Source organism: Rhizobium sp. BK602 (genome assembly GCF_014195095.1).
In the GTDB taxonomy this organism is placed as follows: Bacteria; Pseudomonadota; Alphaproteobacteria; order Rhizobiales; family Rhizobiaceae; genus Rhizobium.
This window is the reverse complement of record NZ_JACIBC010000008.1, coordinates 46158-70215: the sequence shown is the minus strand read 5'-3', so window position 1 is coordinate 70215 and position 24058 is coordinate 46158. Positions and strand designations below refer to the sequence as shown.

Genomic DNA, 24058 nt, shown 5'->3' with positions numbered 1-24058 from the left:
ATTCCATGGCGATGTCTCGGCATGGATCGCATCGACAAGATTCTCGCCCAGTGGAACCGGGAGCGCCCCGACCTAGACACCTCCCCGATGGGGCTGATCGGCCGGATCAGGAACCTCGCTCTCCATCTCAGCCGCGAGATGGACAAGACCTTCGCACGTTTCGGATTGAACAACGCCACCTTCGACGTGCTGGCGACCCTGCGCCGCTCCGGACCGCCCTATGCCCTCTCCCCCAGCGATCTGCTGGCCACGATGATGGTGACATCGGGCACCATGACCAACCGCATCGACCAACTGGAAAAATCCGGCATGGTCGCCCGCAGCACCAATCCCGAGGATGGCCGCAGCTTCCTGGTATCGCTGACGGATAAAGGCTACGCGCTGATCGACGCCGCCGTCACCGCCCATGTCGAGACGCAGACGCAACTGGTATCGGCACTCACGCAAGAGGACCGGGCTATGCTGGATGGGCTGCTTGGAAAATATCTGACCGGCTTCGAGACCGATGCACCGAAAAAAAATTCAGCCGTCGACATCTCCGGTGGGTAGTTCAGGCACGGAGCTGCGAACGGGCCTTGGCCCCTTCGTAATCCGCTTCACCATCGCCAAAAGATGTGCGGAAAGGCGGATGAAAACGAAGTTCACGAGCGCAACCCATCTTGTGTCGAAGATCAGCATGGGGAGGGCGGCGGCGAAACTCGCCAGCAGCGTGATTGCTCCCGCGACCGCGACGGAAACCGTGTATGATTCCGTCCATCCATACACAGCCTTGAAGCCGTAGGACGAAACCGAAGCGATCACCAGAAAATGAACCAGATACAAGGGAAAGGAAAAACGCCCCAATAGCCGGCCGAACGTGCCGGATAGGCATTGCGCCAATCCCGGGAAATAGATCAGGCAAGCGATCAGCCCCAGCGATCCGACTATCTGCCAATGCTGCTCGACGGAGCCGAGCAGAACAGCCGAACACGAAGCGATGGCCATGCCGATCCAGGCATTGGATGACGATCTCGGCCCGGTTGAAGCGAAAATAAGCGCCAGATAGGTGCCAGCCACGAACGGCAGCAGATCATTGTAGAGCTTCCAGACGAGAAATGCCGACCCGATCGCGAGGATATGACGCATGACGGGCGATCGGCGCATGGCCAGCCCGCACAAAAGAAAGACGAGTAGACTGCCGTAATATTCCAGCGGCATCGTCCAGAGATTCGAATTGTACCAAAAGTGATCGGGCAATAGGAAGACGAGCACGAACTGCTCGAACATCGACGCTATCGTCGGCTCGAATCCTCGCGGAAAATGGGCATTTCCAAACGTCCGGAGCCATTCCGAACCGGTTATCGCCGCCGCTTGCTCATTGTAATTCCAATGGAGGAGAAGGACCACGAAGCCGCCGACGATCGAAATAGCCGCCGGCCCCATCAATCGCGGCAGACGCTTGATTGCCGATAGCAGCAAGGCGCCATGATCGGGCCGTTGATAGAATTTCAACGTCAAAACGAAGCCGGAAAGCACGAAAAAGAAGATTACGGCGGATTCGCCGCGCATGATCCAGGCGATGGGTGTCCCCGCCAATCCCCTGGGATAGGCGTCCTTGACCGACGGAAGGAATGCCAGACAGAAATGATGGAAAAGCACGATCAGGGACGCGATGCCGCGCATCGCTTCCAGAGATATGATCTTCTGCGACGCCGCAGCACTGGCGGAAATCGCATCGTTCCCGATGCGCATGGTGCAAAAGCCTCAATTCTGAATGGTGAATTTGCACACTCAACAGAGCATAAACAAGTTAACGTTGCATACTCAATCGCAATACTACCGATCAGGCAAAAGGTAAACACCGGACGCTTCTCGGAAACTAGAAATGGCGAAGGGCCTGGAGCGCAAACGCCAGGCCCCTCGGATGAGATGAAAACGAGCCTATCGCCCGCTCAGAACGTCGCCGTCAGCGGGTCGGGGCCGATGCGGCCGCCAGCCGAATCGAGCTTGGCGATCTCGGCCAGATCCTCGGCATCGAGCGTGAAGTCGAAAACCTTGAAATTCTCCTCGATGCGGCTCGGGGTCACCGATTTCGGGATGACGATCAGGCCATTGTCGATGTGCCAGCGGATGATCACCTGCGCCGGCGTACGGCCATGCTTGGCGGCGACCTTGCCGATCACGGCATTGCCGAGCAGCTTGCCCTGGCCGAGCGGGCTCCAGGACTCAGTCTTGATGCCGAGCTTGTCGTGCACCTCGCGCAGCGCCTTCTGCTGGAAGGTCGGATGCAGCTCGATCTGGTTCAGCACCGGCGTCACGCCGGTTTCGCCGATGATGCGGTCGAGATGCTCCTTGGCGAAGTTGGACACGCCAATCGAGTGGGCGCGACCCTCTTCCTTGAGGCGCAGGAACGCCTTCCAGGTATCGACATAGCGGCCGCGGCGCGGCGCCGGCCAATGGATGAGATAGAGGTCGACATAGTCAGTGCCGAGCCGCTTCAGGCTGGCGTCGAAGGCCTTCAGGGTCGAATCGAAGCCCTGGGCTTCGTTCCAGAGCTTGGTGGTGAGGAAGATATCCTTGCGGGCGACGCCCGACTGACGGATGCCTTCGCCGACACCGTCTTCATTCTCATAGATGGCGGCGGTATCGACATGGCGATAGCCGGCCTTCAATGCCGCGCTGACGGCGAGCGGCGCTACGTTTTCCGGCGTCTGCCAGACGCCGAGGCCGACCTGCGGAATGGAACGGCCGTCGTTGAAAGTGATTGTCGGTTGAGTGGTCACGATAGTCTCCAAATGACTGGAAAGTGGATGGAGTAAAGGCGTGAATTGAACCCGGACGGAGGTCCCGGCTTTCCCCGCGCATGGCAGCCGCCGCGCCGGTCGAAATCTATATAGGTCGGTTGCGCGCGATTATCACCCCGGCAGATCGATCAGAGAACGCGAACGGTCATCCCTTTCCTGAGGACCGGAAGGATCCGCCGCATGTCCGCGAGGCTGACGGCGACGCAGCCGGCGGTCGGCTGATAACCGGGCTTGATCAGATGGAAGAAGATGGCCGAGCCACGATGACGCCGGCGCGAGCTTATGTTCCAGTCGAGCACGAGGCAAACGTCGTAAAGGCCGTCGGATCGGCGCATCTCCTCGTGGCTCGGCTTGAACGGCGCCCTGACGAGCCGGTTGTAATTGGCATTCTCCGGCTGGTCGCACCACAACATCTCCTTGCGGATGCGCCGCATCGGCAGAGGGGTGCGCAGGAGGCGGACATGGTCGCCGCGCGTGAAGCCGTAAAGTAGCGTCATGGCGGCAATCGGCGTCGCTCCATCCCCCTCGCGCTTCCGCGCGCTGCGCCCGGATCGCCCGATCGCCGCCGGCACCGTCAGCGGCCCGATCCGCACCAGCGCCCGCGTCAACCTGCCCGGCGCCGGACGCACGACGATTGTGGAAGCGGCCCGCCTACCGCCTACCCTTGTCTTTTCCATTTTCCTCACATGTTTTTGCTTTGCGTGTGATTTCATTTGAAATCATAGCAGTTTCAATTGGACGACCAAGCCTGAGCCGCCTCGCGACTTGCTAAAAACGCAATTTGGCGTAGGACTTAGGGGGCAATAGAACAAGGACCGGAACGGCATGACCGCACGCACCATTCTGCTGGTGGATGATGATAACGACCTGCGCGAAATGCTGGTCGAGCAATTGTCGCTTTACGAGGAATTCACGGTTCTGCAGGAAGTGAACGCCGGCAAGGGCGTGCAGACCGCGCGCGCTACGCCCGTGGACCTGCTGATCATGGATGTCGGCCTGCCCGACATGGATGGCCGCGAAGCCGTGAAGCTCTTGCGCAAGAACGGTTTCAAGCCGCCGATCATCATGCTCACCGGCCATGACACCGATTCCGATACCATCCTTGGCCTCGAAGCCGGCGCCAACGACTACGTCACCAAGCCGTTCCGCTTTGCCGTGCTGCTCGCCCGCATCCGCGCGCAGCTGCGCCAGCACGAGCAGAGCGAGGACGCGACCTTCACCGTCGGCCGCTATCTCTTCAAGCCGAGCCAGAAGCTCCTGACCACCGAAGACGGCCAGAAGATCCGCCTGACGGAGAAGGAAGCGGCGATCATCCGCTATCTCTATCGCGCCGACCAGAAGGTCGTCACCCGCGATATCCTGCTCGAAGAGGTCTGGGGTTACAATTCCGGCGTCACCACCCATACGCTTGAAACCCATGTCTACCGCCTGCGCCAGAAGATCGAGCGCGATCCTTCCAATGCCGAGATCCTGGTAACGGAAAACGGCGGCTACAAGATCATTCCGTAGGCGATCGACATGGCGCTCAACGACGATATCCGCCTGCTGTCGCAACTGCCGCTGTTCCACGGCATGGGCGAAGAGCCGTTGCGGCTGATCGCCTTCGGCGCCGACCGTCGCCATGTCGCACCGGGCCAGACCCTGTTCCGGGAAAAATCGCCGGCCGAATGCGCCTACGTCATCGCTCACGGCAGCTTCGAACTCAGCACCGTCGATGCCGCCGGGCACTCGAATGTCGAGGCCACGGTGCAGGCCGGCACCATGCTGTCCGAGCTGGCGCTGGTAACGCTGGTGGAGCGTAAATATACCGCCGTGGCGCTGGAAGAGTCCGATGTCATGCGCATCACGCGGGCGCTGTTCCACCGGCTGATCGAGGAATATCCCGATGCCGGTCTGCTGATCCAGAATCGCATTCGCGAGAATTTTGCAGCGCTCGCCCGACAGGCAGCGGCACTGCTTGGGCGTTTCTCCTGAGCATCCGCCTTGGTGACCCCGAGGGTCGGCCCAACGGTTCCCCAGGCTGGCGCCAGCTCTTGAAATGACCCGAATGGCTCAGAGATTGAAATACGCGACCACCGGCACATGGTCGGACGGGCGATCCCAGCCGCGTGCGGCCTTCAGGATATCGATACGCTGCAAGAGCGGACCGAGATCGGAGGACGACCAGATGTGGTCGAGGCGGCGGCCGCGATCAGCCGCTTCCCAATCCTTGGCGCGATAGCTCCACCACGTATAGAGCTTCTCGTTCTCCGGCACATGCTGGCGCATCAGGTCGAGCCAGGCACCGCGCTTCATGACCTCGAGCAGCCCCTCGGTCTCGACCGGCGTATGGCTGACGATCTTCAAGAGCTGCTTGTGCGACCAGACGTCATGCTCCAGCGGCGCGATGTTGAGATCGCCGACGAGGATGGCGGAGGTGTTCTGCTCGGCATTGGCATGCAGATGCTTCATCTCCTCGATGAAATCGAGCTTGTGGCCGAACTTCGGATTGATCGCCCGGTCCGGCTCGTCGCCGCCGGCCGGCACGTAGAAATTATGCAGCCGGATGCGCCGGCCGCCGCGCTCGAAGATCGCCGAGATATGCCGGCTGTCACCGACATTGCAGTAATCCTGCCGGTGATCCTCGGTCAGGGGAAAGCGCGAGGCGATGGCGACGCCGTGATAGCCCTTCTGGCCATGGATGATGATATGCTCGTAGCCGAGCGCCCTCAGCGGCGCATGCGGAAAGAGTTCGTTCGGAACCTTGGTCTCCTGCAGGCAGAGGATGTCGGGCCTGGCCTGCATCACGAATTGCTCGACGATCGGCATGCGCAGCCGCACCGAGTTGATGTTCCAAGTCGCGATCGAAAAACCCATGCGCCGAGCCCTTATCCTCTAATTCGGATAAGGCTTTAGACCGGCTTCGAGCGAAAGGGAAGGATCATTCGACGCTTCCCCCGCCGCAAAGAATGGAGACGACGATCAGCGCGTATAGTCGATACGGAAGACGCTGTCGTCGAAGGCGACATTGGTCTTTACATTGTTGATGATGACATCCGTGGTCTTTCCTTGCGGATCGATCACCGTCCACTGGCGCAGGTCGTAGCTCTTGGAATCGAAGATCATCGTGATCGTGGAATCGCCGAAGACGGTGCGGTTGCCGAGCGTGATCCTGGTCAGATCCGGCTGCGAATCCACCTCGCGCACCATATCGGCCGACAGATCGATCTTGTTGGCGAGCAGCAGGCTCAGCGGCGTCTTCGACAGCTGATACATGTTCTTCGTCCGCGTCTGGTCGTTGATGACCTGGACGTTGTTGCCATCGCAGATGACGCGCATGCGGGACGGCGGATCGTAGTTGAAGCGCATCTTGCCCGGACGCTGGATGAAGAAGGCGCCGCTCATCTGGTCGCCGCGCGGCCCGATCTGCAGGAAACCTCCCTTCATCGTCTTAATGGACGAGAAATGGTCGGCGATGGCCTGGGCGATGTCGGGGTTGAGCGTGGCTGCAGTTGCCTGTGCTTGGGCCTGAGCCTGCGCAAAGGCCGAAACCGGCAGGGCGCCAGCCGCACCGACCGCGACCACGGCGCCGAGGAAATGCCGGCGGCTCAGGGAAAGTCGGCTGGACGGCTGCGCATCGAACTTTGTCATCGAATTCTCCTTCATGCTTTGTCCATGGCGCGCAAAATCGGCGTCTTCATGGCGCAACGGCCCATGTCCGGTTGTGGGCCGCGATCAAATGTCCCTGAGCATAGCCGGGATAGACGAGGCGAAAAGGGCCTGTGACCTCAGCGGTCCAGAATATCCGCCTTGGTGGGAACGAGAATCTCGCGTTTGCCGGCATGGTTGGCCGGGCCGATCACGCCCTCCTCTTCCATGCGCTCGATCAGCGAGGCGGCACGGTTGTAGCCGATGCCGAGACGGCGCTGGATGTAGGAGGTCGAGGCCTTGCCGTCGCTCAGAACGACAGCAACCGCCTGATCGTAGGGGTCTTCCGAATCGGCAAGATTGGCTGTGCCCGCCGGGCCATGACCGTCGTCATCCTCGTCATCGTCGGCAGTGATCGCGTCGAGATATTGCGGTGCGCCCTGCGTCTTCAGATAGGAGACGATGTCCTCCACCTCGCCGTCGGAGACGAACGGACCGTGGACGCGCTGGATGCGCCCGCCGCCGGCCATGTAGAGCATGTCGCCCATGCCGAGCAGCTGTTCGGCGCCCTGCTCGCCGAGGATGGTGCGGCTGTCGATTTTCGACGTCACCTGGAAGGAGATACGCGTCGGGAAATTCGCCTTGATCGTGCCGGTGATGACGTCGACCGACGGACGCTGGGTCGCCATGATCACATGGATGCCGGCGGCGCGCGCCATCTGCGCCAGGCGCTGCACCGCGCCTTCGATATCCTTGCCGGCCACCATCATCAGGTCGGCCATTTCGTCGATGATGACGACGATATATGGCATCGGCTTCAGGTCGAACTCTTCCGTCTCGTAGATCGCCTCGCCGGTCTGGCGGTCGAAACCGGTCTGGACGGTGCGGCTGATCGCTTCCCCCTTGGCGACGGCCTGCTCGACGCGGGTGTTGAAGCCATCGATGTTGCGCACGCCGATCTTCGACATCTTCTTGTAGCGCTCTTCCATCTCGCGCACGGTCCATTTCAGCGCGACGACGGCCTTCTTCGGATCGGTGACAACAGGAGAGAGCAGATGCGGGATGCCGTCATAGACGGAAAGTTCCAGCATCTTTGGGTCGATCATGATCAGCCGGCACTGCTCCGGCGTCATCCGGTAGAGCAGCGACAGGATCATCGTGTTGATGGCAACCGATTTACCGGAACCAGTAGTACCGGCGACCAGCAGATGCGGCATCTTGGCAAGATCGGCGATGACAGGCTCGCCGCCGATCGTCTTGCCGAGCGCCATGGCGAGCTTGGCCTTGGAGCTTTCGAAATCGCGGCTGGCGACGAGCTCGCGCAGATAGACGGTTTCGCGCGTCGAATTCGGCAGTTCGATGCCGATGGCATTGCGGCCGGGAACGACGGCGACGCGGGCAGCGATCGCGCTCATCGAGCGGGCGATATCATCGGCGAGGCCGATAACGCGCGAGGATTTGATTCCGGGCGCCGGCTCCAGCTCATATAGCGTCACCACCGGACCGGGACGGACATGGATGATTTCGCCCTTGACGCCGAAATCCTCCAGCACGCCTTCGAGCATGCGGGCATTCTGTTCCAGCGCGTCCGAAGACAGCGTTGCGTCGCGCACGATCGCCTTCGGCTCGGCGAGCAGGTGTACGGCCGGGAGTTGGAAGCCGTAGGAACGGATGAAGGATGTCTGCGCCTCGCGTTCGGCGCGGGCGCCCGGCTTCGGCCGCGGCGCGGCGGGAACGACGCGCGGGCCGGCCATTCCGGCAGGCGTTTTCGGCGACGCGGCGCTGATCGGCCATTCATCGTCCTCATCGTCAGGCAGGATGCCGGCCGGACGCGGCGGCTCGCGCTCGTAGGAGAGATCGTCGTCCTCATCCTCGTCGTCACCCATGCTGATCGACGGCGGGGATACCACGCGGCGCGGCGCGGCGCCGTCGAGGGACGGCTCGACCCGCTCGCCGCGGACGACCGGCGCCTTGGCGCGTACCGGCTCGTTCAGCGTGCCGAATTCGTCATCGTTGAAATCGTAGGGCGCGTCGAAGGCGTGGTCGCGGCGCTTGCGCGGACCCATGCCGAACAGACGGCGCGCGCGGGCCTGCGCATTGTACCAGATATGCATAACCGCACCGAAGGCCAGGAAATTGCCAAGGAAGCCGCCGCGGTCGTCATCCTCCTCATCGTCGCCGACGCTGCGGGCGCGGCTGCGCGTATCCTCGTATTCGTCCTCATCCTCCTCGTCTTCCGGAAGGCTGCGGCCGACCAGACCGGCGGCGAACAGCATCAGCCAGGCGGCCGGGACCGCCAGGATAGAGCCGAGCACGGTCGCGAAGACGCCGCTCGGATAGGTGCCGATGAAGAGGGCGGGAAAGCGTAGGAGGATATCGCCGATGACGCCGCCGATACCGTTGGGGATCGGCCAGGTCGGCGGCGCGGGGAAGCAGGCGATCGAACCGGCGGCAACGATGGAACCGCCCGCCCAGGCGCCGAGACGTGCCGGCACGCGATGCAGCCGGCGGTTTGAAATCAGCGCGAGGGCCCAGGCGACGACCGGCAGCAGCGCGACCACCGAGGCAAGGCCGAGCGCCTGCATCATGATGTCGGCAAAGGCGGCGCCCGCATAGCCCAATATGTTCGTCGGGGCGTTGCCCGTGGCATAGGAATAGCTGGGATCCATGACATTCCAGGTCGCCAGTGCGGCGACCGCGAGCGCCAGCAGCAACAGCAGCGCGACGCCGCCGAGGCCCCTCACCTGTCGCCAAACCACGCCCGAAAGCGAAAGACGACCGGAGGGACCGCCCAACGCCGCCGAATTGCTTCTGCCCATATTATCCAGCCCGTTCGTTGTCGAAAGCACGCGCGAATCGGCCTCATGCCCACTCACGGAGTGCGTCAGCTCCAGCTAATCAGAGGAGGGTTAATGTCATGTTAACCATGCCGTCGGCGCCGGGCCTATCGACGAATTTAGGGCCGCAGACCTCGGTCACGGCAATAAAAAAGGCCCGAACCAAGGTTCGGGCCAAGAGCGGCTTATTTTTGTTGAAACAGGCCGCGACGGGATGTTCAGCGGCGCCGGGACGCTGTCCGGGCGCCGCAAGCTCGATATTAGGAGTTGTGGTAAGCGGCTTCGCCGTGAGACGCGAGGTCGAGGCCTTCGCGCTCGGCTTCCGGTGCCACACGCAAGCCGATGATGATGTCGACGACCTTGTAGAGGATGGCGGAGCCGATGCCGCACCACAGGATCGTGGTGATGACGGCGGTGAGCTGAACCGTGAGCTGGCTGCTCATGGTGACGCCTTCCGCATAGCCGACGCCGCCGAGCGATGCGCTGGCGAAAACGCCGGTCGCCAGAGCGCCGAAGATGCCGCCGATGCAATGGACGCCGAAGACGTCTGCCGTATCGTCATAGCCGAACTTGTTCTTCACGACCGAGACGAAGAAGTAGCACAGCGGCGAGACGATCAGACCCATGACGATCGCGCCCATCGGGCCGGCGATACCGGCGGCAGGCGTGATGGCGACGAGGCCGGCGACCATGCCCGAAGCGCCGCCGAGCATGGAGGCCTTGCCGCGGGTGAAGGTTTCGACCAGCGACCAGGAGATGATGGCGGCCGCGGTTGCGATGAAGGTGTTGACGGTTGCGAGCATCGCGCCGCCCGAAGCTTCGAGGTTCGAACCGGCATTGAAGCCGAACCAGCCGACCCAGAGCATCGAGGCGCCGACCATGGTCAGCGTCATGGAATGCGGAGCCATCATGTCCTTGCCGAAGCCGACGCGCTTGCCGACGAGGATGGCGCCGACAATGCCCGCGATACCGGCATTGATGTGAACGACGGTGCCGCCTGCGAAGTCAAGCGCGCCCATCTTGAAGAGGAAGCCGTTCGAATCCCAGACCATGTGCGCGATCGGGAAATAGACGAAGGTCGCCCACAGCGCGCAGAACAGGACGGCAGCACCGAACTTGATGCGCTCGGCAAACGCGCCGATGATCAGAGCCGGCGTGATGGCCGCGAAGGTCATCTGGAACAGCATGAAGATGAATTCCGGAATGACGACGCCCTTGGAGAAGGTTGCCGCCGTCGTCGCCGTGGTGACGCCGGCGAGGAACATCTTGGCCGTGCCGCCCCAATAGGGGCTGGTGCCGCCGCCGAAGGCGAAGGAATAGCCGTAGAGCACCCAGAGGAGCATGACGACCGCACCGATCATGGTGCACTGCATCAGCACCGAAAGCATGTTCTTCGAGCGCACGAGGCCGCCGTAGAAGAGGGCAAGACCCGGCACCAGCATGAAGAGGACGAGAATGGTGGAGATGAACATGAAGGCGGTATCGCCCTTGTTCGGAACCGGTTCGGCGGCTGCGGTGGCATCCTGCGCGAAGGCGATCGCCGGCGCGAGCATGGCCGCAGAAAGCGTACCCACCCGTGCCAGAGTGGAGGAAAGCTTGGAAAACGTCATTGCAAATAACTCCCTGATCAGCCGTGTCTTACAGCGCTTCTGAATCGGTTTCGCCCGTACGGATGCGCACGGCATGGTCAATGGAAAAGACGAAGATCTTGCCATCGCCGATCTGGCCGGTCTTGGCGGCGGATGCGATGGCCTCGACGGCCTTGTCGACGATTTCGGTGGCGACAGCGACTTCGATCTTCAGCTTCGGCAGGAAGCTTACGGCATATTCCGTGCCACGATAGATTTCGGTGTGCCCCTTCTGGCGCCCGTAACCCTTCACTTCGGTCACAGTCAGGCCCTGGATGCCGACAGCCGTGAGGGCCTCACGGACCTCATCGAGCTTGAACGGCTTGATAATGGCCATCACAATTTTCATCTGGTTTCCCATCCTTTGTTTACCCTCGGCGCGGAGCCGACTCTCCTTGCCGCTGACGAATGTTTCAGCAGCGACTGCCGGTATACATTCAAAGGACGTGCCAGATTCGTGACACATTTATAACTTATTGAAATTTAACGATTTTACCAAAAACACCTAATAAAGCGGCAGTTCGCGGCGCAGTCACCGCATAAATATAGTGCAAATTTAAAAAAATGCACTTTATTTAATCATTTGCCTTTTTACGAATCAAACCCTCCTGCGCCACCGACGCAATCAGGACACCGGAACGCGTAAAAAGACTGCCGCGAGTGAAGCCGCGCGCGCCCGAGGCGCTTGGGCTGTCCTGGGTATAGAGCAACCAGTCGTCGAGCTTGCACGGGCGATGAAACCACATAGCATGGTCGAGGCTCGCGACTTGCAGGCGCGGATCGAAGACCGACGTTCCATGCACATGCAATGCCGCATCGAGCAAGGTCATGTCCGAGAGATAGGCAAGCACCGCGTTCTGATAGAGCCGGTCGTCCGGCACCGGCCCGGTCAGGCGCACCCATATATCCTGCCGCTGGCTGGGCCGCGAACGGGAGAAATAGTCCTCGATGGAGACGGGCCGGATTTCGATCGCCCGCTTGCGCTCCCAATAGCGGCGCACGCTCTCGGGCGCATTGGCGATAAAGCGCTCCTTGATCTGCTGCTCGTCCATCAGTTCTTCCGGCATCGGCACGCTGGGCATCTCGCTCTGATGTTCGAAACCGGGCTCGTCGACCTGGAAGGAGGCGGTCAATGCGAAGATCGCCTTGCCATGCTGGATCGCCAGCACGCGCCGCGTGTTGAAGCTGGAGCCGTCCCGCAGCCGGTCGACCTGATAGAGGATCGGGACGGAGGGATCGCCCGGCAGCATGAAATAGGCGTGCAGGGAATGGGCGAACCGATCCTCGGCCACCGTCCGCTGTGCCGCCATCAGCGCCTGGCCGATGACCTGCCCGCCGAAGACGCGCTGCCAGCCGACCTGCGGACTATTGCCGCGAAACAGGTTCATCTCGATCGTTTCCAGATTGAGCGTCGCGAGCACGACTTCCATGGCGGTCTGCTTCTCGTTCTCTCGCGACATTTTGAATGAACTCCGACGGTAGGAACCATGAATGGGATGTTCTATATAGAACAGGAAGTGACAGTAGGACACAGGGAAGCGCTATGTTGGACATGCTGGTAGTGGGTGGCGGTTATGTGGGTCTGGCCGCCGCGGTCGCCGTCAAGCAGGCGGCCCCGCATCTCCAGGTCATGGTCGTCGAAGCCGCCCCGGTGACCGCCTGGAAGAAGGATACACGGGCCTCCGCGATCATCGCCGCCGCCTCCAAGATGCTGGAGGTCTTCGGTGTCTGGGACGAGATCAAGCCGGAGGCCGAGCCGATCACCCGCATGATCGTCACTGATTCGCGCACCAGCGATCCCGTCCGCCCGGTCTTCCTGACCTTCGACGGCGAAGTGGCCGAAGGCCAGCCCTTCGCCCATATGGTACCGAATGTGGCCATGGTCGGTGCCTTGCGCGGCGCCTGCAAGCGCCTGGGCATCACGATCCGCCACGGCGTCAGCGCCACCGACTTCAAGACGGAAGACGCAAGCGTCACGCTGACGCTCTCCGACGGCAGCGTGCTGGAAACGCGGCTGCTGGTCGCCTGCGACGGCGTGCGCTCGAAGCTGCGCGACATGGCCGGCATCAAGACCGTGAACTGGGATTATGGCCAGTCCGGTATCGTCGTGACCGTCGAGCACGAGCGCCCGCACGAGGGCTGCGCCGAGGAACATTTCCTGCCCTCCGGCCCCTTCGCCATCCTGCCGCTGAAGAACAACCGCTCCTCGCTCGTCTGGACCGAGCGCACCCCCGACGCCGACCGGCTGGTGGCGGCCGACGAGCTGGTGTTCGAGGAGGAACTGGAGCGCCGTTTCGGCCACAAGCTCGGGGCCTTGCGCGCGCTCGGCGATCGCCGCGCCTTCCCGCTCGGCCTGACGCTTGCCCGCGCCTTCGTCGCGCCGCGCTTCGCGCTCGCCGGCGATGCCGCCCACGGCATTCATCCGATCTCGGGCCAGGGCCTCAATCTCGGCTTCAAGGACGTCGCGGCGCTGGCCGAAACCATTGTTGAAGCCGACCGGCTCGGCCTCGATATCGGCTCGATCAATATTCTCGAGCGCTACCAGACCTGGCGCCGCTTCGACACCTTCCGCATGGGGGTGACCACCGATGTGCTGAACCGGCTGTTTTCCAACGACATCGCGCCGGTCCGCGTCGCCCGCGACTTCGGCCTCGGCCTCGTCGACCGGCTGCCGAAACTGAAATCCTTCTTCATCGGCCAGGCCGCCGGCACGGCCGCCAGGGACAATCCGCGGCTACTGGCGGGCGAGGCGATCTGAGTTCGCCCAGCCTCCCGGAAATGGCGCTCAATCCTCGATGCGGCGCGCTTCCGAGATCAGCATGATCGGAATGCCGTCACGGATCGGATAGGCGAGCCGCGCCTTTTCCGACACCAGCTCGTTCTTCTCCCGATCGTAGCTCAACCGCCCCTTGGTGAGGGGGCAGACGAGCAGGTCGAGCAGCTTCGGGTCCACCTTGCTGACGGTCACGTCCATTCGGCCCCTCCTACTGCAGCACGGAATCAGTGTCGCCGAAGCGGGCGAGCACGATCTCGATGATGGCGATGAAGGTTTCCGCCCTGGTCTTCAGATCGGGCGCCTCCAGCAGCGCCTGCTTCTCGGCGGGCTCGAAGGGCGCCATCATCGCCAGCGAATTCACCAGCGTCATGTTGCTGGCGCGCTCGACGCTGTCCCAGTCCGCCTCCAGCTTGTTGGCATCCAGATAGGCCCGGAAGGCCGACAGCAGCGCGGAACGGTCGACGCTCTCCTCCTCGTCGCGCGACTTCAGATCGGAAAAGAACGGCGCGATGCGGAAGCTGCGATAGGGCTGATGGCCGGTGATCTCCTCCATCAGCCGGAAGCGGCAAATGCCGGTGAGCGCGGTGATGTAGCGGCCGTCGCCGGTCTCGGTGAAGGAGGTGATGCGTCCGAGGCAGCCGACACGCACCAGATTGGGCGTCTCGGGCGATTCGCCGAGCGCCGGCTGCACCATGCCGACCAGCCGGTTGCCGGCGATGGCGGCGTCGAACATCGAGAGATAGCGCGGCTCGAAAATATTCAGCGGCAATTGTCCGGTGGGCAGCAGCAAGGCGCCCGACAAAGGAAAAACGGCCACCGTTTCAGGCAGATCGCCCGGCTTCAGATATCTGGCATTGCCCACTTGCATGTTTCCCGTCCCGCTACATCACTGTGCCGCGCATCCCATGGAATGCGCAGGAACGATACTCGGCGACCATGGTTCCGTCACAGACCGCGCCAAAGGACAGTGTGGTCCCATCATTCTAAAATACAAGGGCATTCCTGGCAAAAGGCCAGCGCTGCCGGCTTGCATTCGATCGGGGCACCCGCGAGACGCCGGTGGATGGAAAATCCACCGGCTCCTGCGCTGGCCGGACCTTAGAGCATGTCCGCTTTTCTTCGAATCGCGAAAACGCTCTATCCCTTTGTTTCTACACAATTCCGGACGGAAAACCGCTATGCGTTTCCCGGAATTGCCCTAGGAAAACAGGATCGAGGACAGCTTGCGCCGCGCGGCGATCGTCGCCGGATCCTTGGGGCCCCAGACTTCGAAGAACTCCAAGAGTTGACGGCGCGCGCCGTCGTCGTCGAAGGCGCGGTCGCGGCGCATGATCGTCAGCAGATGCTCGGCCGCCTCGTTGCGCTTGCCCTCGACATTGCGGATCTTGGCAAGCTTGACCCGCTGCTCGTGATTGTCGGGATTGCCGGCCAGTTCCTGCTCGATGGCAACGGGATCGCCGAGCTTGCGCGCCTCCTCGATCTGGTCGAGTTTCTTCACCACGGCCTGGATGCCGGCATCGTTGGCGAGCGTCTCCGGCAGATCGGTCAGCGCCTCGCGCGCCCGCTGGCTCTGGCCGGCAGCGATCATGCATTCGGCCATGCCGGCAAGCGCCTTGGCATTTTCCGGGTCGGCCTGCAGCACCGCGCCGAACAATTCGGCGGCGCCATTGACGTCGCCGCCCGCGAGAAGACCGTTCGCCTCCTCCAGCACCGCCGCGATCTCGGCCGCCGGATCACCCGCGCCGCCGGCCGGACCGCCGAGACGATCGATGAACTGGCGAACCTGGCTTTCCGGCACCGCGCCCATGAAACCGTCGGCCGGGCGGCCGTCGACGAAGGCGATGACCGCCGGGATCGACTGGATGCCGAGCTGGCCGGCAACCGAGGGATGGTCGTCGATGTTCATCTTGACCAGCTTGACGCGGCCCTTGGCTTCGGTGACGACCTTTTCCAGGACGGGCGTCAGCTGCTTGCACGGGCCGCACCAGGGCGCCCAGAAATCCACCAGCACCGGCTGATTGCGCGATTCCTCGATAACGTCCTTGGCAAAGTTCGCCGTCGTGGTGTCCTTGATCGGCGACGCGCCGCCCGCGGCCGCCGGCGCGGCGCCGAAAGACGCGGAGCCCGACATCTGGCCGCCGAAGGACGCGTTATAAGGATTGTTCGAACCGCTCATGAGTGTCTCCCGCCTGCCGGCATTCTGGACCTATAAGGCATGATACCAAGAGCAACATGGGAAGCTCCCGGACAAAATCACGCTGAATGAAAGTGCCAAAGCGTGAGGACGCCGACTATACGTCATCTCGCTCTCGTCGTAGCGCTAAAATCGTATGTCAGGCCGTTACTTTCAAGACTACCGGCGTGTGACCCGTCGCCTCCATGAAGCGCAGCAGATCGCCGCTGGCGATCGATGTCGTCGCGTCGTTCGACAGGGGATGGCAATTGACGATGTCATGCGCCATCAGCTCGGCATCGAGAATGAAGGTGACGTTCTTGCCGGTATCGTTGATCGCGCCGAAGGCCGTCACCGACCCCGGAATGACGCCGAGATATTCCATCAGCTTTTCCGGCTTGCCGAAGGAGACCTTGCTGGCCGCGCCGATCAGCGTATGCACCGTCTTCAGGTCGACGGCGGCATTCTCCTCGACGGTCAGCAGGAAGAAATTGTCCTTCTTGTCCTTCACGAAGAGATTCTTCGTATGCCCGCCCGGAATCTCGTCGCGCAGCGACACCGATTCGGCGACGGTGAAGACCGGTGCATGGTCCTTGGTGCTATGGGCGATGCCAAGTCCATCCAGGAAGCGGAAAAGATCGTCGCGGGTTTTGGGGCTGTTCTCGGTCATGGCGTCTCGCAATGAAAAATAACGGCCTCCTGATACGTCGCCCGCCGGCCCTTTGCAATCTTCGAGACGAAAAAGCCCGGAATTTCAGGGCTTTCCGGCGATCAAAACGAAAAACCCAAATTTTTCTTCGCGAAGTCGTCATTTCCCTGTTGCATTTGAAAATCGGTTAGGCCATATAGCGCCCGTCGCCGCAAGACGACGCCCAGCGGTCCAACACACTACCCCGGATCGCGACGGGAATGAGCGGGTGTAGCTCAGGGGTAGAGCACAACCTTGCCAAGGTTGGGGTCGAGGGTTCGAATCCCTTCGCCCGCTCCAGTTTCTCTAATGTCCGACGGAAGACATGGGTGATAATCTCGCCCCGAACGGCTTGTCGATGTCGTTGCCTGGCTGTTTCGCAGCTATCAGCGCCGGTGGCGACCGATTCCGGATCACGAGAAAAGATCGTTTTCCCGCTTCCGAAGACCGCCTTTCGCTGGCTACCTCTCTGACAAGGAGTCCGGGTCTCCACAAAGGCGCTATTCAAAGATCACTCCCGATCGGGTGCATCAGCTTCGGCGCGTTCCGACTTATAGTCGGCGGATTCTACCTTTGCATCCTCCAGCCAAGCCTCGAAATTCTGGTAGGCGAGATTATCCCACGGGGTTTTTGACGGCTTGGCATAATCAAGGATTCGCACTCGCGGGTCACCGTCGACATCGCTGCCGTCAAAGAGGGCCAAGGTGACATAGCCATCATTATGGAGACCGGTCTTGTCGGCGATGATGGCAAAGGGGATCAAGGGAGACTGCCTGTAACGCTGCAGAACGGCACCATAATAATTGAGGGACCTGGCCATATCCGCGGCCAAAAACTCCCACGGCGTGATGTCGGGCCACCTCCCGCTTGCCGCAAGCTCCAGATAGCTCCGAGGGAAACGGAAGCCTTTCGGTAAAACTGGTAGGTCAAACAAGAATGCGCTCATGCCGGGATACCCGCCTTTTCTGATCTGCTCGTCCGAACCAGAGAAGGCGATGATCCGACGGCTGGCGCTCGACAATCTCAAGCCGCCACACCGAGCCCCCCCTTCAATTGCCGTAGGCCATCGGCTGAACGAGACGACGCCCGTCCTGGGGCCAATCCCGGCAGGCCCATGCATCCCGCCCAATCCGCAACAACATCCGTGCCCGTTTTACAATTGCAATTCATTCTCACTTGCAAATCTGATGACACTTCCATAAAGATGCAATTGCAATTCATTCTCAATAGCAGGAGAATTCGATGGTCGATCGGGTAAGGCGGTGGGTTCTGGCTGGCGTGACGAGCGTGGCGCTTGCCGCCCTGTCGGCGGCGATGCCGGCGGTGGCGCAGGAAAAGTTCAAGGCGGTGACGACCTTCACGGTTATCGCCGATATCGCCAGGAACGTCGCCGGCGATGCCGCCGTCGTCGAATCGATCACCAAGCCGGGCGCGGAAATCCACAATTACCAGCCGACGCCGGGCGACATCCAGCGTGCCCAGGGCGCCCAGCTCGTCCTGTCGAACGGCCTCAACCTCGAACTCTGGTTCGAGAAATTCCTTCGCAATCTGAAGGATGTGCCCAACGTCGTCGTGTCCGAGCATGTCGAGCCGATGGGCATCGGCGAAGGGCCCTACAAGGGCAAGCCCAACCCGCATGCCTGGATGTCGCCGGCGGCAGCACTCGTCTATGTCGACAATATCCGCGATGCCTTCGCCAAATACGATCCGGCCAATGCGGAGACCTACAGGGCCAATGCCGCAGCATATAAGGACAGGATCAAAGCCGTCATCGACCCGATCCGGGCTGAACTCGCCGCCGTGCCGCAGGACAAGCGCTGGCTGGTGTCGAGCGAAGGCGCCTTTTCCTATCTCGCCCGCGATTTCGGCCTCAAGGAACTCTATCTCTGGCCGATCAATGCCGATCAGCAGGGCACGCCGCAGCAGGTTCGCAAGGTGATCGATGCCGTGCGCAAGAACGGCATCATGGTGGTCTTCTCCGAAAGCACGATCTCCTCGGCGCCCGCCGAACAGGTGGCGCGTGAGACCGGGGCTAAATATGGCGGCGTTCTCTATGTCGATTCGCTGAGCGAGGCCGATGGCCCGGTCCCGACCTATCTCGACCTCTTGAAGGTGACCTCCGATACCATCGCCAAGGGACTGGCCTCCCCGTCGTGAACCGGAAGCCGTGAGACAGAAGAATAGTGGCAATCCCCAAGCCAAGGAGAACGGTTGCATGAATGCCCATACCGCCAGGCAGAGCCATGCCTCTCCCCTTTCCGGAGAGACCGGGATTTCCGTCGATGGCGTCACGGTGGTCTATCGCAACGGCCATGTGGCCCTGAAGGATGCCCATTTTCGGATACCCACCGGCGCGATCGCCGCGCTGGTCGGTGTCAATGGTTCCGGCAAATCGACCCTGTTCAAGTCGATCATGGGTTTCCTGCACCTCGCCAAGGGCGAGATCCGCGTGCTTGGCCTGCCGGTCCGCGAGGTGCTGCGCCGCAATCTCGTCGCCTATGTGCCGCAGGCCGAGGATGTCGACTGGAACTTTCCGGTTCTGGTCGAGGACGTCGTCATGATGGGCCGCTACGGCCATATGGGCATGATGCGCCTCCCCCGCGCCGCCGACCGCGAGGCGGTGTCGGCGGCCCTTGCCCGCGTCGGCATGGACGAGTTCCGCAAGCGCCAGATCGGCGAGCTTTCCGGAGGGCAGAGGAAACGTGTCTTTCTGGCGAGAGCGCTTGCCCAGGATGCCCGCGTCATCCTGCTCGACGAGCCCTTCACCGGTGTCGATATCCAGACCGAGGACAGGATCATCGCGCTTCTGCGCGAACTGCGCGACGAGGGCCGCGTCATGCTGGTCTCGACCCATAATCTCGGCAGCGTGCCGGATTTCTGCGACCACACGGTCCTGATCAAGGGCACGGTGCTCGCCCATGGCCCCACCGCCGCAACCTTCACACAGGCCAACCTCGAAAGAGCCTTCGGCGGCGTGCTGCGCCATTTCGTTGTGCATGCCGCCCCGGACGCAGAGCCGGCATCCGCGCCGACGGCCGGCGATCATACCTCCCATCGTGTCAAAGGCAGCCCGCCGATGCGCCGGGAGAATGCGATGGAAGCGGGGATCGATGGCACTTCTTCTTGAGCCCTTCGGCTATGGCTACATGCAGAACGCCATGTGGGTCTCCGCCCTCGTCGGCGGCGTCTGCGCCTTTCTCTCCTGCTATCTGATGCTGAAGGGCTGGTCGCTGATCGGCGATGCGCTCTCGCATTCGATCGTGCCCGGCGTCGCCGGCGCCTATATGCTCGGCCTGCCCTTCTCGCTCGGCGCCTTCTTTTCCGGCGGGCTTGCCGCCGCGGCCATGGTCTTCCTCAACCAGCGCACCCGGCTCAGGGAGGATGCCATCATCGGGCTGATCTTCTCCGCCTTCTTCGGGCTCGGCCTGTTCATGGTCTCGCTGTCGCCGACCTCGGTCAACATCCAGACCATCGTGCTCGGCAACATCCTCGCCATCACGCCGGGAGACACGCTCCAGCTTGCCCTCATCGGCTTTGTCTCCCTCGCCATCCTGCTCGTCAAATGGAAGGACCTGATGGTCGCCTTCTTCGACGAGAGCCACGCGCGCTCGATCGGCCTCAATCCGGCGGCGCTGAAGATCATGTTCTTCACGCTTCTGTCGGCCTCGACGGTGGCCGCGCTCCAGACGGTCGGCGCCTTCCTCGTCATCTGCATGGTCGTGACCCCCGGCGCGACGGCCTATCTGCTGACCGACCGCTTTCCGCGGCTGCTTGGGATCGCCGTCGCCATCGGCGCGATCACCAGCTTCACCGGTGCCTATGCCAGCTATTTCCTCGACGGCGCGACCGGTGGCATCATCGTCGTGCTGCAGACCGCGATCTTCCTGATCGCCTTCCTGTTCGCACCCAGACACGGCCTGATCGCGATGCGCCGGCAAGGTAGGCGGGCGCTGGAGGCGGGATCATGAGCCTCGTCGAGACGCTGCTGTCGCCCTTCCAGTTCGAATTCATGGTGAATGCGCTCATCATCTCGGCGCTGCTGGCGGTGCCGATGGCGCTGCTCTCCTGCTTCCTGGTGCTCAAGGGCTGGTCGCTGATGGGCGACGCCATTTCGCACGCCGTTTTTCCCGGCGTGGTCATCGCCTATATCGTCGGCATTCCCTATGCGATCGGCGCTTTCGTAGCCGGCATGATCTGCGCCGTCGCCACCGGCTTCCTGACGGAGAACAGCCGCATCAAGCAGGATACCGTCATGGGTATCGTCTTTTCCGGCATGTTCGGCCTCGGTCTCGTGCTCTACGTCAAAATCCAGTCGGACGTGCATCTCGATCACATCCTCTTCGGCGACATGCTCGGCGTGTCATGGGGCGACATCGCCCAGACCTCGCTGATCGCCGCCCTCACCGCCGGCGTCATCGCCGTCAAATGGAAGGATTTCCTGCTGCATGCCTTCGATCCCGCCCAGGCGCGGGCCGTCGGCCTGCGCGTCGGCCTCCTGCATTACGGGCTGCTCTGCCTCATCTCGCTCACCATCGTCGGCGCGCTGCAGGCGGTCGGCATCATCCTGTCCATCGCCATGCTGATCGCGCCCGGCGCCATCGCCTTGCTGCTGGCGCGCCGTTTCGCCGCCATGCTGGCTATGTCGGTGCTGATTGCCGTTACCGGCTCGTTGCTGGGCGTCTATCTGTCCTTCTTCATCGACAGCGCGCCTGCCCCGACCATCGTCCTGCTGCTCTCCATCGCCTTCATCCTCGCCTTCCTGCATGCGAGCCGCAGGACGGCAAGAGCCGAGACCGGGGATGCGATGTGAAGCGTGGCGTCGGAGACATCCCGTCCGCTTCGGCCATATCTAGGGCGGTTCATCGCCTCATGGAATCGTTGAACCGCTCTATGCCTTTGTTTTTACGCAATTCCGCACGGAAAACCGCTATGCACTTTTCCTGGAATTGCTCTAGCGCCGCGACCCCTTGGCCTGATCCTTCAGTGGCCTGACATAGATCTCGAGCTTATGGCTGACGATTTCGAAACCGCGGGAGCGGGCGATCTCCTCCTGCAGGCGCTCGATCTCGTCCGAGCGGAATTCGATCACCTCTCCGGTATCGACATTGATCAGGTGGTCGTGATGCTCGTGGGCGGCGGTCTCGTAGCGTGCCCGGCCATCCGAAAAGGTATGACGCTCGAGGGCGCCCTTCTCCTGCAGCATGCTCAGCGTGCGGTAGACGGTGGCAATGGCGATGCCCGGATCGATGCGGCTGACACGGCGATGCAGCTCGACCGCGTCGGGATGATCGCTCGAATTCAGCAAGACCTCCATGATGATCTTGCGCGGCTTCGTCAACCTTAGCCCATGCTCCTTGCACAATTGGGCGATGTCGATCGCTGCGGGAGGACTCATGTGATTTTGTCCGTCATTGCACCTATGTCGGCGCGCCCCCGTCAGCGCCAAATGATTGGCGACGCTTAGCTTGTTTGCGACGCAATAGCAATAATGCCCGCCTGGCGCTCAGCCCGGCGGGCACCGCATCTTCGCACTGGAATCGAGCCACGGCCGCCGTTCAGAGCAGGCCGCTCAGCAGCCCGACGCCCGCCATGACAACCACGCCGCCGACCGACCGGGCGACGACCTGCCCGCCATGAGCGCCCGCCTTGCCGATCAGCAGACTGGCGGCGATGCCGGCAACATGCAGCAGGGCCGTCGCCAGCATGAAACCCGCCGCATAGGCAAGACCGCCGGCGTCGTCGGGCATCTCGGCACCATGGGCGTGACCATGAAAGACGGCAAACAGCCCGACAAGACCCATCGCGACCGCCACAGGCGCCTTCACGCCGAGAGCGACGACAGCGCCCAGCACGACGACCGACAGGGCGATCCCCGTTTCGACGAAAGGCACGGGAACACCCATCACGCCGAGCGCACCGCCGAATGCCATGACCAGCACGAAAGTCGCGGGCACGAGCCAGAGGGCGCGGCCGCCGAGCTGGGCAGCGAAGACGCCGACCATCACCATGGCCAGGATATGGTCGAGGTCGGAAATCGGATGCCCGAAACCATGGATGAATCCGCTGGTTTCACCGGCACCCGTATGGGCGAAAGCCAGCGACGGAATGGAAGCGAGCGCAACCACCACGGCACCGAATTTGACGGTTCTTGAAATCATCATCTGTCCCCTTCTGCGTAACGTCGATACGACAATCGCACAGAGGAAAGTATGACAAAACATCAAAAAGCGATTACTGCGTCATTTGACGTAGGCGCTCGCTTGCTTTCCCAAAACCGTTAATTCGGATTGACGACATGGCTTGCCAGGCGGAAGGGGCTGGACAGCGTCGCGCCGATCGCATCGAAGACGAAAGCGCCGGCCTTGCCGACCGTATTGCCGTTTTCATTGGCGGCGGCGTCGAAATTCGGATGCAATGCGGCCAGGGCGACGAAGCGGTCGTGATTGGCCGGATCGGACGCCTTGAGGGAGGAGATGTCGATCAACCGGACACCGGCCTTGACGGCCGCCTGGCGGACGACATCGTCCCGGACGTCGAGCGCGCCGATGCGCGGCACGCCGGCCCCCAGGAACGTCGATGCCTCGAGCGCGCGGTCGTCCCGCGACACCAGGATCGTCAGCGGAGGCGACATCTTGCCGATGACGTTGAGCTGCGAGATGAACACGTCGGCATCGATATCCGGCGCGGCCATGACGACGGTCAGCTTGGCCAGAACGTCGTCCCGGCCCTCCAGCTTCAATTGCCTCAGCACCTCGGCGGTCAGCCATCCGCCCATGCTGTGGGCGAAGACCATGATCTCGCCCTGCTTGCGGTCCCTGGCCAGATCCACCAGCAGCTGCGTCAGATTGTCCCGGGAAAACGTCGCCGAATCCTTGTCGGCGACATAGCCGGTCAAAGCCGCCTGCGACGGCCACGCGAACAGGATCGGCACGGCCGGAAGCTTGGAATCCGTCCTCAGCTGGGCGAGACGAAACAAGGATTCCTGGAAATTGTAGTTATAGCCATGAACGAAGACGACGACACGACGGCCTTCGCCCTTCTCGGGCAATTCCTTGAGGAAACTCTCGCGATTGAGGACAGCCTGGCCGACGACGGTGAAGTCCTTCTTGGGGTCCGGTTTCCGGGACGGCCATTCGATCTTGCCGGCCTCATGCGTCGGAGGAATGGAAATCGTGAAGCGGGCATAATTCGTCGATATCGAGCGGCCGTTGGTGAAAATATTCTCCGAAGGATCTTTTCTCGTCCGGGTCGTGGCCGAATAGACCGTGATCGTGTTGGCCGTCACGGGCGCTTGCGAGATGGTTTGCAATACGTCCGGCCCAGGGCGGCTCGCGCATGATGCCAGCATCGCCATGATCAGAAACAGGCTAATTTTCTTCATTCCTGGCCTCTATGCCCCATGGCCGTCAGCGAGAACGCAACGGACCGCATCGACACTCGTCGCCGATTTCCAACACAAATTGATGAAGCCGCCAAGATCATAAGTCGCTCGCCGATCGGGAAGCCTCCCGCCAAATCACACATGACACCCTTGGGCCGCGTTGAT

25 protein-coding genes and 1 tRNA gene are annotated in these 24058 nt (G+C 61.9%); 9 read left to right on the top strand and 17 right to left on the bottom strand.

From position 1 onward, the window contains the following. Positions 1–21 precede the first annotated feature (21 nt). Entirely contained in the window at positions 22–549 is a 528-nt protein-coding gene (locus FHX11_RS23730) for a MarR family transcriptional regulator (RefSeq protein WP_184361800.1), read from the top strand. Here the strand turns inward: FHX11_RS23730 and FHX11_RS23725 are convergent. The 3 genes from FHX11_RS23725 to FHX11_RS23715 form a co-directional block, all read right to left on the bottom strand. Next, positions 523–1731, bottom strand: a complete 1209-nt coding sequence (locus FHX11_RS23725; protein ID WP_184361797.1) for an acyltransferase — start codon at positions 1729–1731, stop codon at positions 523–525. The genes FHX11_RS23730 and FHX11_RS23725 overlap by 27 nt on opposite strands. A gap of 200 nt (positions 1732–1931) precedes the next feature. After that, the gene (locus FHX11_RS23720) at positions 1932–2762 is read right to left on the bottom strand and encodes an aldo/keto reductase (protein ID WP_184361794.1); all 831 of its coding nucleotides are present in this window, start codon (positions 2760–2762) and stop codon (positions 1932–1934) included. 149 nt (positions 2763–2911) lie between these two features. Then, complete coding sequence (locus FHX11_RS23715; RefSeq protein WP_184361792.1) at positions 2912–3460, bottom strand: L,D-transpeptidase family protein; 549 nt, start codon at positions 3458–3460, stop codon at positions 2912–2914. A gap of 148 nt (positions 3461–3608) precedes the next feature. Between FHX11_RS23715 and FHX11_RS23710 the strand changes: the two genes are divergently transcribed. Both FHX11_RS23710 and FHX11_RS23705 read left to right on the top strand, forming a co-directional pair. Next, positions 3609–4292 carry a response regulator transcription factor gene (locus FHX11_RS23710; RefSeq protein ID WP_184361790.1) on the top strand — a complete coding sequence of 228 codons (684 nt, stop codon included), beginning with the start codon at positions 3609–3611 and terminating at the stop codon, positions 4290–4292. Between the two features lie 9 nt (positions 4293–4301). Continuing rightward, positions 4302–4757, top strand: coding sequence for a cyclic nucleotide-binding domain-containing protein (locus tag FHX11_RS23705; RefSeq protein WP_184361788.1), 456 nt, complete (start codon positions 4302–4304; stop codon positions 4755–4757). A gap of 78 nt (positions 4758–4835) precedes the next feature. Here the strand turns inward: FHX11_RS23705 and FHX11_RS23700 are convergent, their stop codons facing one another. The 6 genes from FHX11_RS23700 to tesB form a co-directional block, all read right to left on the bottom strand. Next, positions 4836–5639: an exodeoxyribonuclease III gene (locus tag FHX11_RS23700; protein ID WP_184361786.1), complete on the bottom strand. Its 804-nt coding sequence runs from the start codon at positions 5637–5639 to the stop codon at positions 4836–4838. A 105-nt stretch (positions 5640–5744) separates the two neighbouring features. After that, a complete protein-coding gene (locus FHX11_RS23695; protein ID WP_184361784.1) occupies positions 5745–6413 on the bottom strand; it encodes an outer membrane lipoprotein carrier protein LolA in 669 nt (222 codons plus the stop codon). A gap of 137 nt (positions 6414–6550) precedes the next feature. After that, a complete protein-coding gene (locus tag FHX11_RS23690; protein WP_184361782.1) occupies positions 6551–9229 on the bottom strand; it encodes a DNA translocase FtsK in 2679 nt (892 codons plus the stop codon). A 278-nt stretch (positions 9230–9507) separates the two neighbouring features. Then, positions 9508–10857: an ammonium transporter gene (locus FHX11_RS23685; RefSeq protein WP_184361780.1), complete on the bottom strand. Its 1350-nt coding sequence runs from the start codon at positions 10855–10857 to the stop codon at positions 9508–9510. Between the two features lie 28 nt (positions 10858–10885). Further along, positions 10886–11236, bottom strand: coding sequence for a P-II family nitrogen regulator (locus FHX11_RS23680; RefSeq protein WP_184361778.1), 351 nt, complete (start codon positions 11234–11236; stop codon positions 10886–10888). 214 nt (positions 11237–11450) lie between these two features. After that, positions 11451–12335 carry an acyl-CoA thioesterase II gene (tesB, locus tag FHX11_RS23675; RefSeq protein ID WP_184361769.1) on the bottom strand — a complete coding sequence of 295 codons (885 nt, stop codon included), beginning with the start codon at positions 12333–12335 and terminating at the stop codon, positions 11451–11453. Between the two features lie 83 nt (positions 12336–12418). Here tesB and FHX11_RS23670 point away from each other — a divergent pair, with 83 nt between their 5' ends. Next, the gene (locus FHX11_RS23670) at positions 12419–13633 is read left to right on the top strand and encodes a ubiquinone biosynthesis hydroxylase (protein ID WP_184361766.1); all 1215 of its coding nucleotides are present in this window, start codon (positions 12419–12421) and stop codon (positions 13631–13633) included. Between the two features lie 27 nt (positions 13634–13660). On the opposite strand, the gene FHX11_RS23665 is transcribed toward FHX11_RS23670, so the two are convergent. From FHX11_RS23665 to FHX11_RS23650, 4 genes are all read right to left on the bottom strand, one after another. Next, positions 13661–13849 (bottom strand): Trm112 family protein, encoded by a 189-nt coding sequence (locus tag FHX11_RS23665; protein ID WP_113468027.1) that lies wholly within the window; start codon positions 13847–13849, stop codon positions 13661–13663. Positions 13850–13859: 10 nt separating this feature from the next. Further along, positions 13860–14519: an LON peptidase substrate-binding domain-containing protein gene (locus tag FHX11_RS23660; RefSeq protein WP_184361762.1), complete on the bottom strand. Its 660-nt coding sequence runs from the start codon at positions 14517–14519 to the stop codon at positions 13860–13862. 330 nt (positions 14520–14849) lie between these two features. Next, positions 14850–15827, bottom strand: a complete 978-nt coding sequence (trxA, locus tag FHX11_RS23655) for a thioredoxin (RefSeq protein WP_184361759.1) — start codon at positions 15825–15827, stop codon at positions 14850–14852. Positions 15828–15984: 157 nt separating this feature from the next. Continuing rightward, positions 15985–16494 carry a prolyl-tRNA synthetase associated domain-containing protein gene (locus tag FHX11_RS23650; RefSeq protein ID WP_184361756.1) on the bottom strand — a complete coding sequence of 170 codons (510 nt, stop codon included), beginning with the start codon at positions 16492–16494 and terminating at the stop codon, positions 15985–15987. 243 nt (positions 16495–16737) lie between these two features. On the opposite strand from FHX11_RS23650, the gene FHX11_RS23645 reads away from it, so the two are divergent. Next, a tRNA-Gly gene (locus FHX11_RS23645) sits at positions 16738–16812 on the top strand. 211 nt (positions 16813–17023) lie between these two features. Here FHX11_RS23645 and FHX11_RS23640 read toward each other — a convergent pair. Continuing rightward, complete coding sequence (locus FHX11_RS23640) at positions 17024–17533, bottom strand: hypothetical protein (protein WP_246781132.1); 510 nt, start codon at positions 17531–17533, stop codon at positions 17024–17026. 221 nt (positions 17534–17754) lie between these two features. Here FHX11_RS23640 and FHX11_RS23635 point away from each other — a divergent pair, with 221 nt between their 5' ends. The 4 genes from FHX11_RS23635 to FHX11_RS23620 are packed head-to-tail and all read left to right on the top strand — an operon-like array spanning position 17755 to position 21322. Next, positions 17755–18669 carry a metal ABC transporter substrate-binding protein gene (locus FHX11_RS23635; RefSeq protein ID WP_184361753.1) on the top strand — a complete coding sequence of 305 codons (915 nt, stop codon included), beginning with the start codon at positions 17755–17757 and terminating at the stop codon, positions 18667–18669. A 58-nt stretch (positions 18670–18727) separates the two neighbouring features. Beyond that, the gene (locus FHX11_RS23630; RefSeq protein WP_184361750.1) at positions 18728–19639 is read left to right on the top strand and encodes a manganese/iron ABC transporter ATP-binding protein; all 912 of its coding nucleotides are present in this window, start codon (positions 18728–18730) and stop codon (positions 19637–19639) included. Then, complete coding sequence (locus FHX11_RS23625) at positions 19623–20480, top strand: metal ABC transporter permease (RefSeq protein ID WP_184361747.1); 858 nt, start codon at positions 19623–19625, stop codon at positions 20478–20480. The genes FHX11_RS23630 and FHX11_RS23625 overlap by 17 nt, the downstream gene beginning before the upstream one ends. Further along, a complete protein-coding gene (locus tag FHX11_RS23620; protein WP_184361744.1) occupies positions 20477–21322 on the top strand; it encodes a metal ABC transporter permease in 846 nt (281 codons plus the stop codon). Before FHX11_RS23625 ends, FHX11_RS23620 begins: the two co-directional genes overlap by 4 nt. A 141-nt stretch (positions 21323–21463) precedes the next feature. Here the strand turns inward: FHX11_RS23620 and FHX11_RS23615 are convergent, their stop codons facing one another. The 3 genes from FHX11_RS23615 to FHX11_RS23605 all read right to left on the bottom strand — a co-directional run bounded on the left by FHX11_RS23615 (position 21464) and on the right by FHX11_RS23605 (position 23893). After that, positions 21464–21907: a Fur family transcriptional regulator gene (locus FHX11_RS23615; RefSeq protein WP_184361741.1), complete on the bottom strand. Its 444-nt coding sequence runs from the start codon at positions 21905–21907 to the stop codon at positions 21464–21466. A 160-nt stretch (positions 21908–22067) separates the two neighbouring features. Beyond that, a complete protein-coding gene (locus FHX11_RS23610) occupies positions 22068–22667 on the bottom strand; it encodes a HupE/UreJ family protein (RefSeq protein WP_184362369.1) in 600 nt (199 codons plus the stop codon). Positions 22668–22789: 122 nt separating this feature from the next. Beyond that, positions 22790–23893, bottom strand: coding sequence for an alpha/beta fold hydrolase (locus tag FHX11_RS23605; RefSeq protein WP_184361738.1), 1104 nt, complete (start codon positions 23891–23893; stop codon positions 22790–22792). Between the last annotated feature and the right edge of the window lie 165 nt (positions 23894–24058).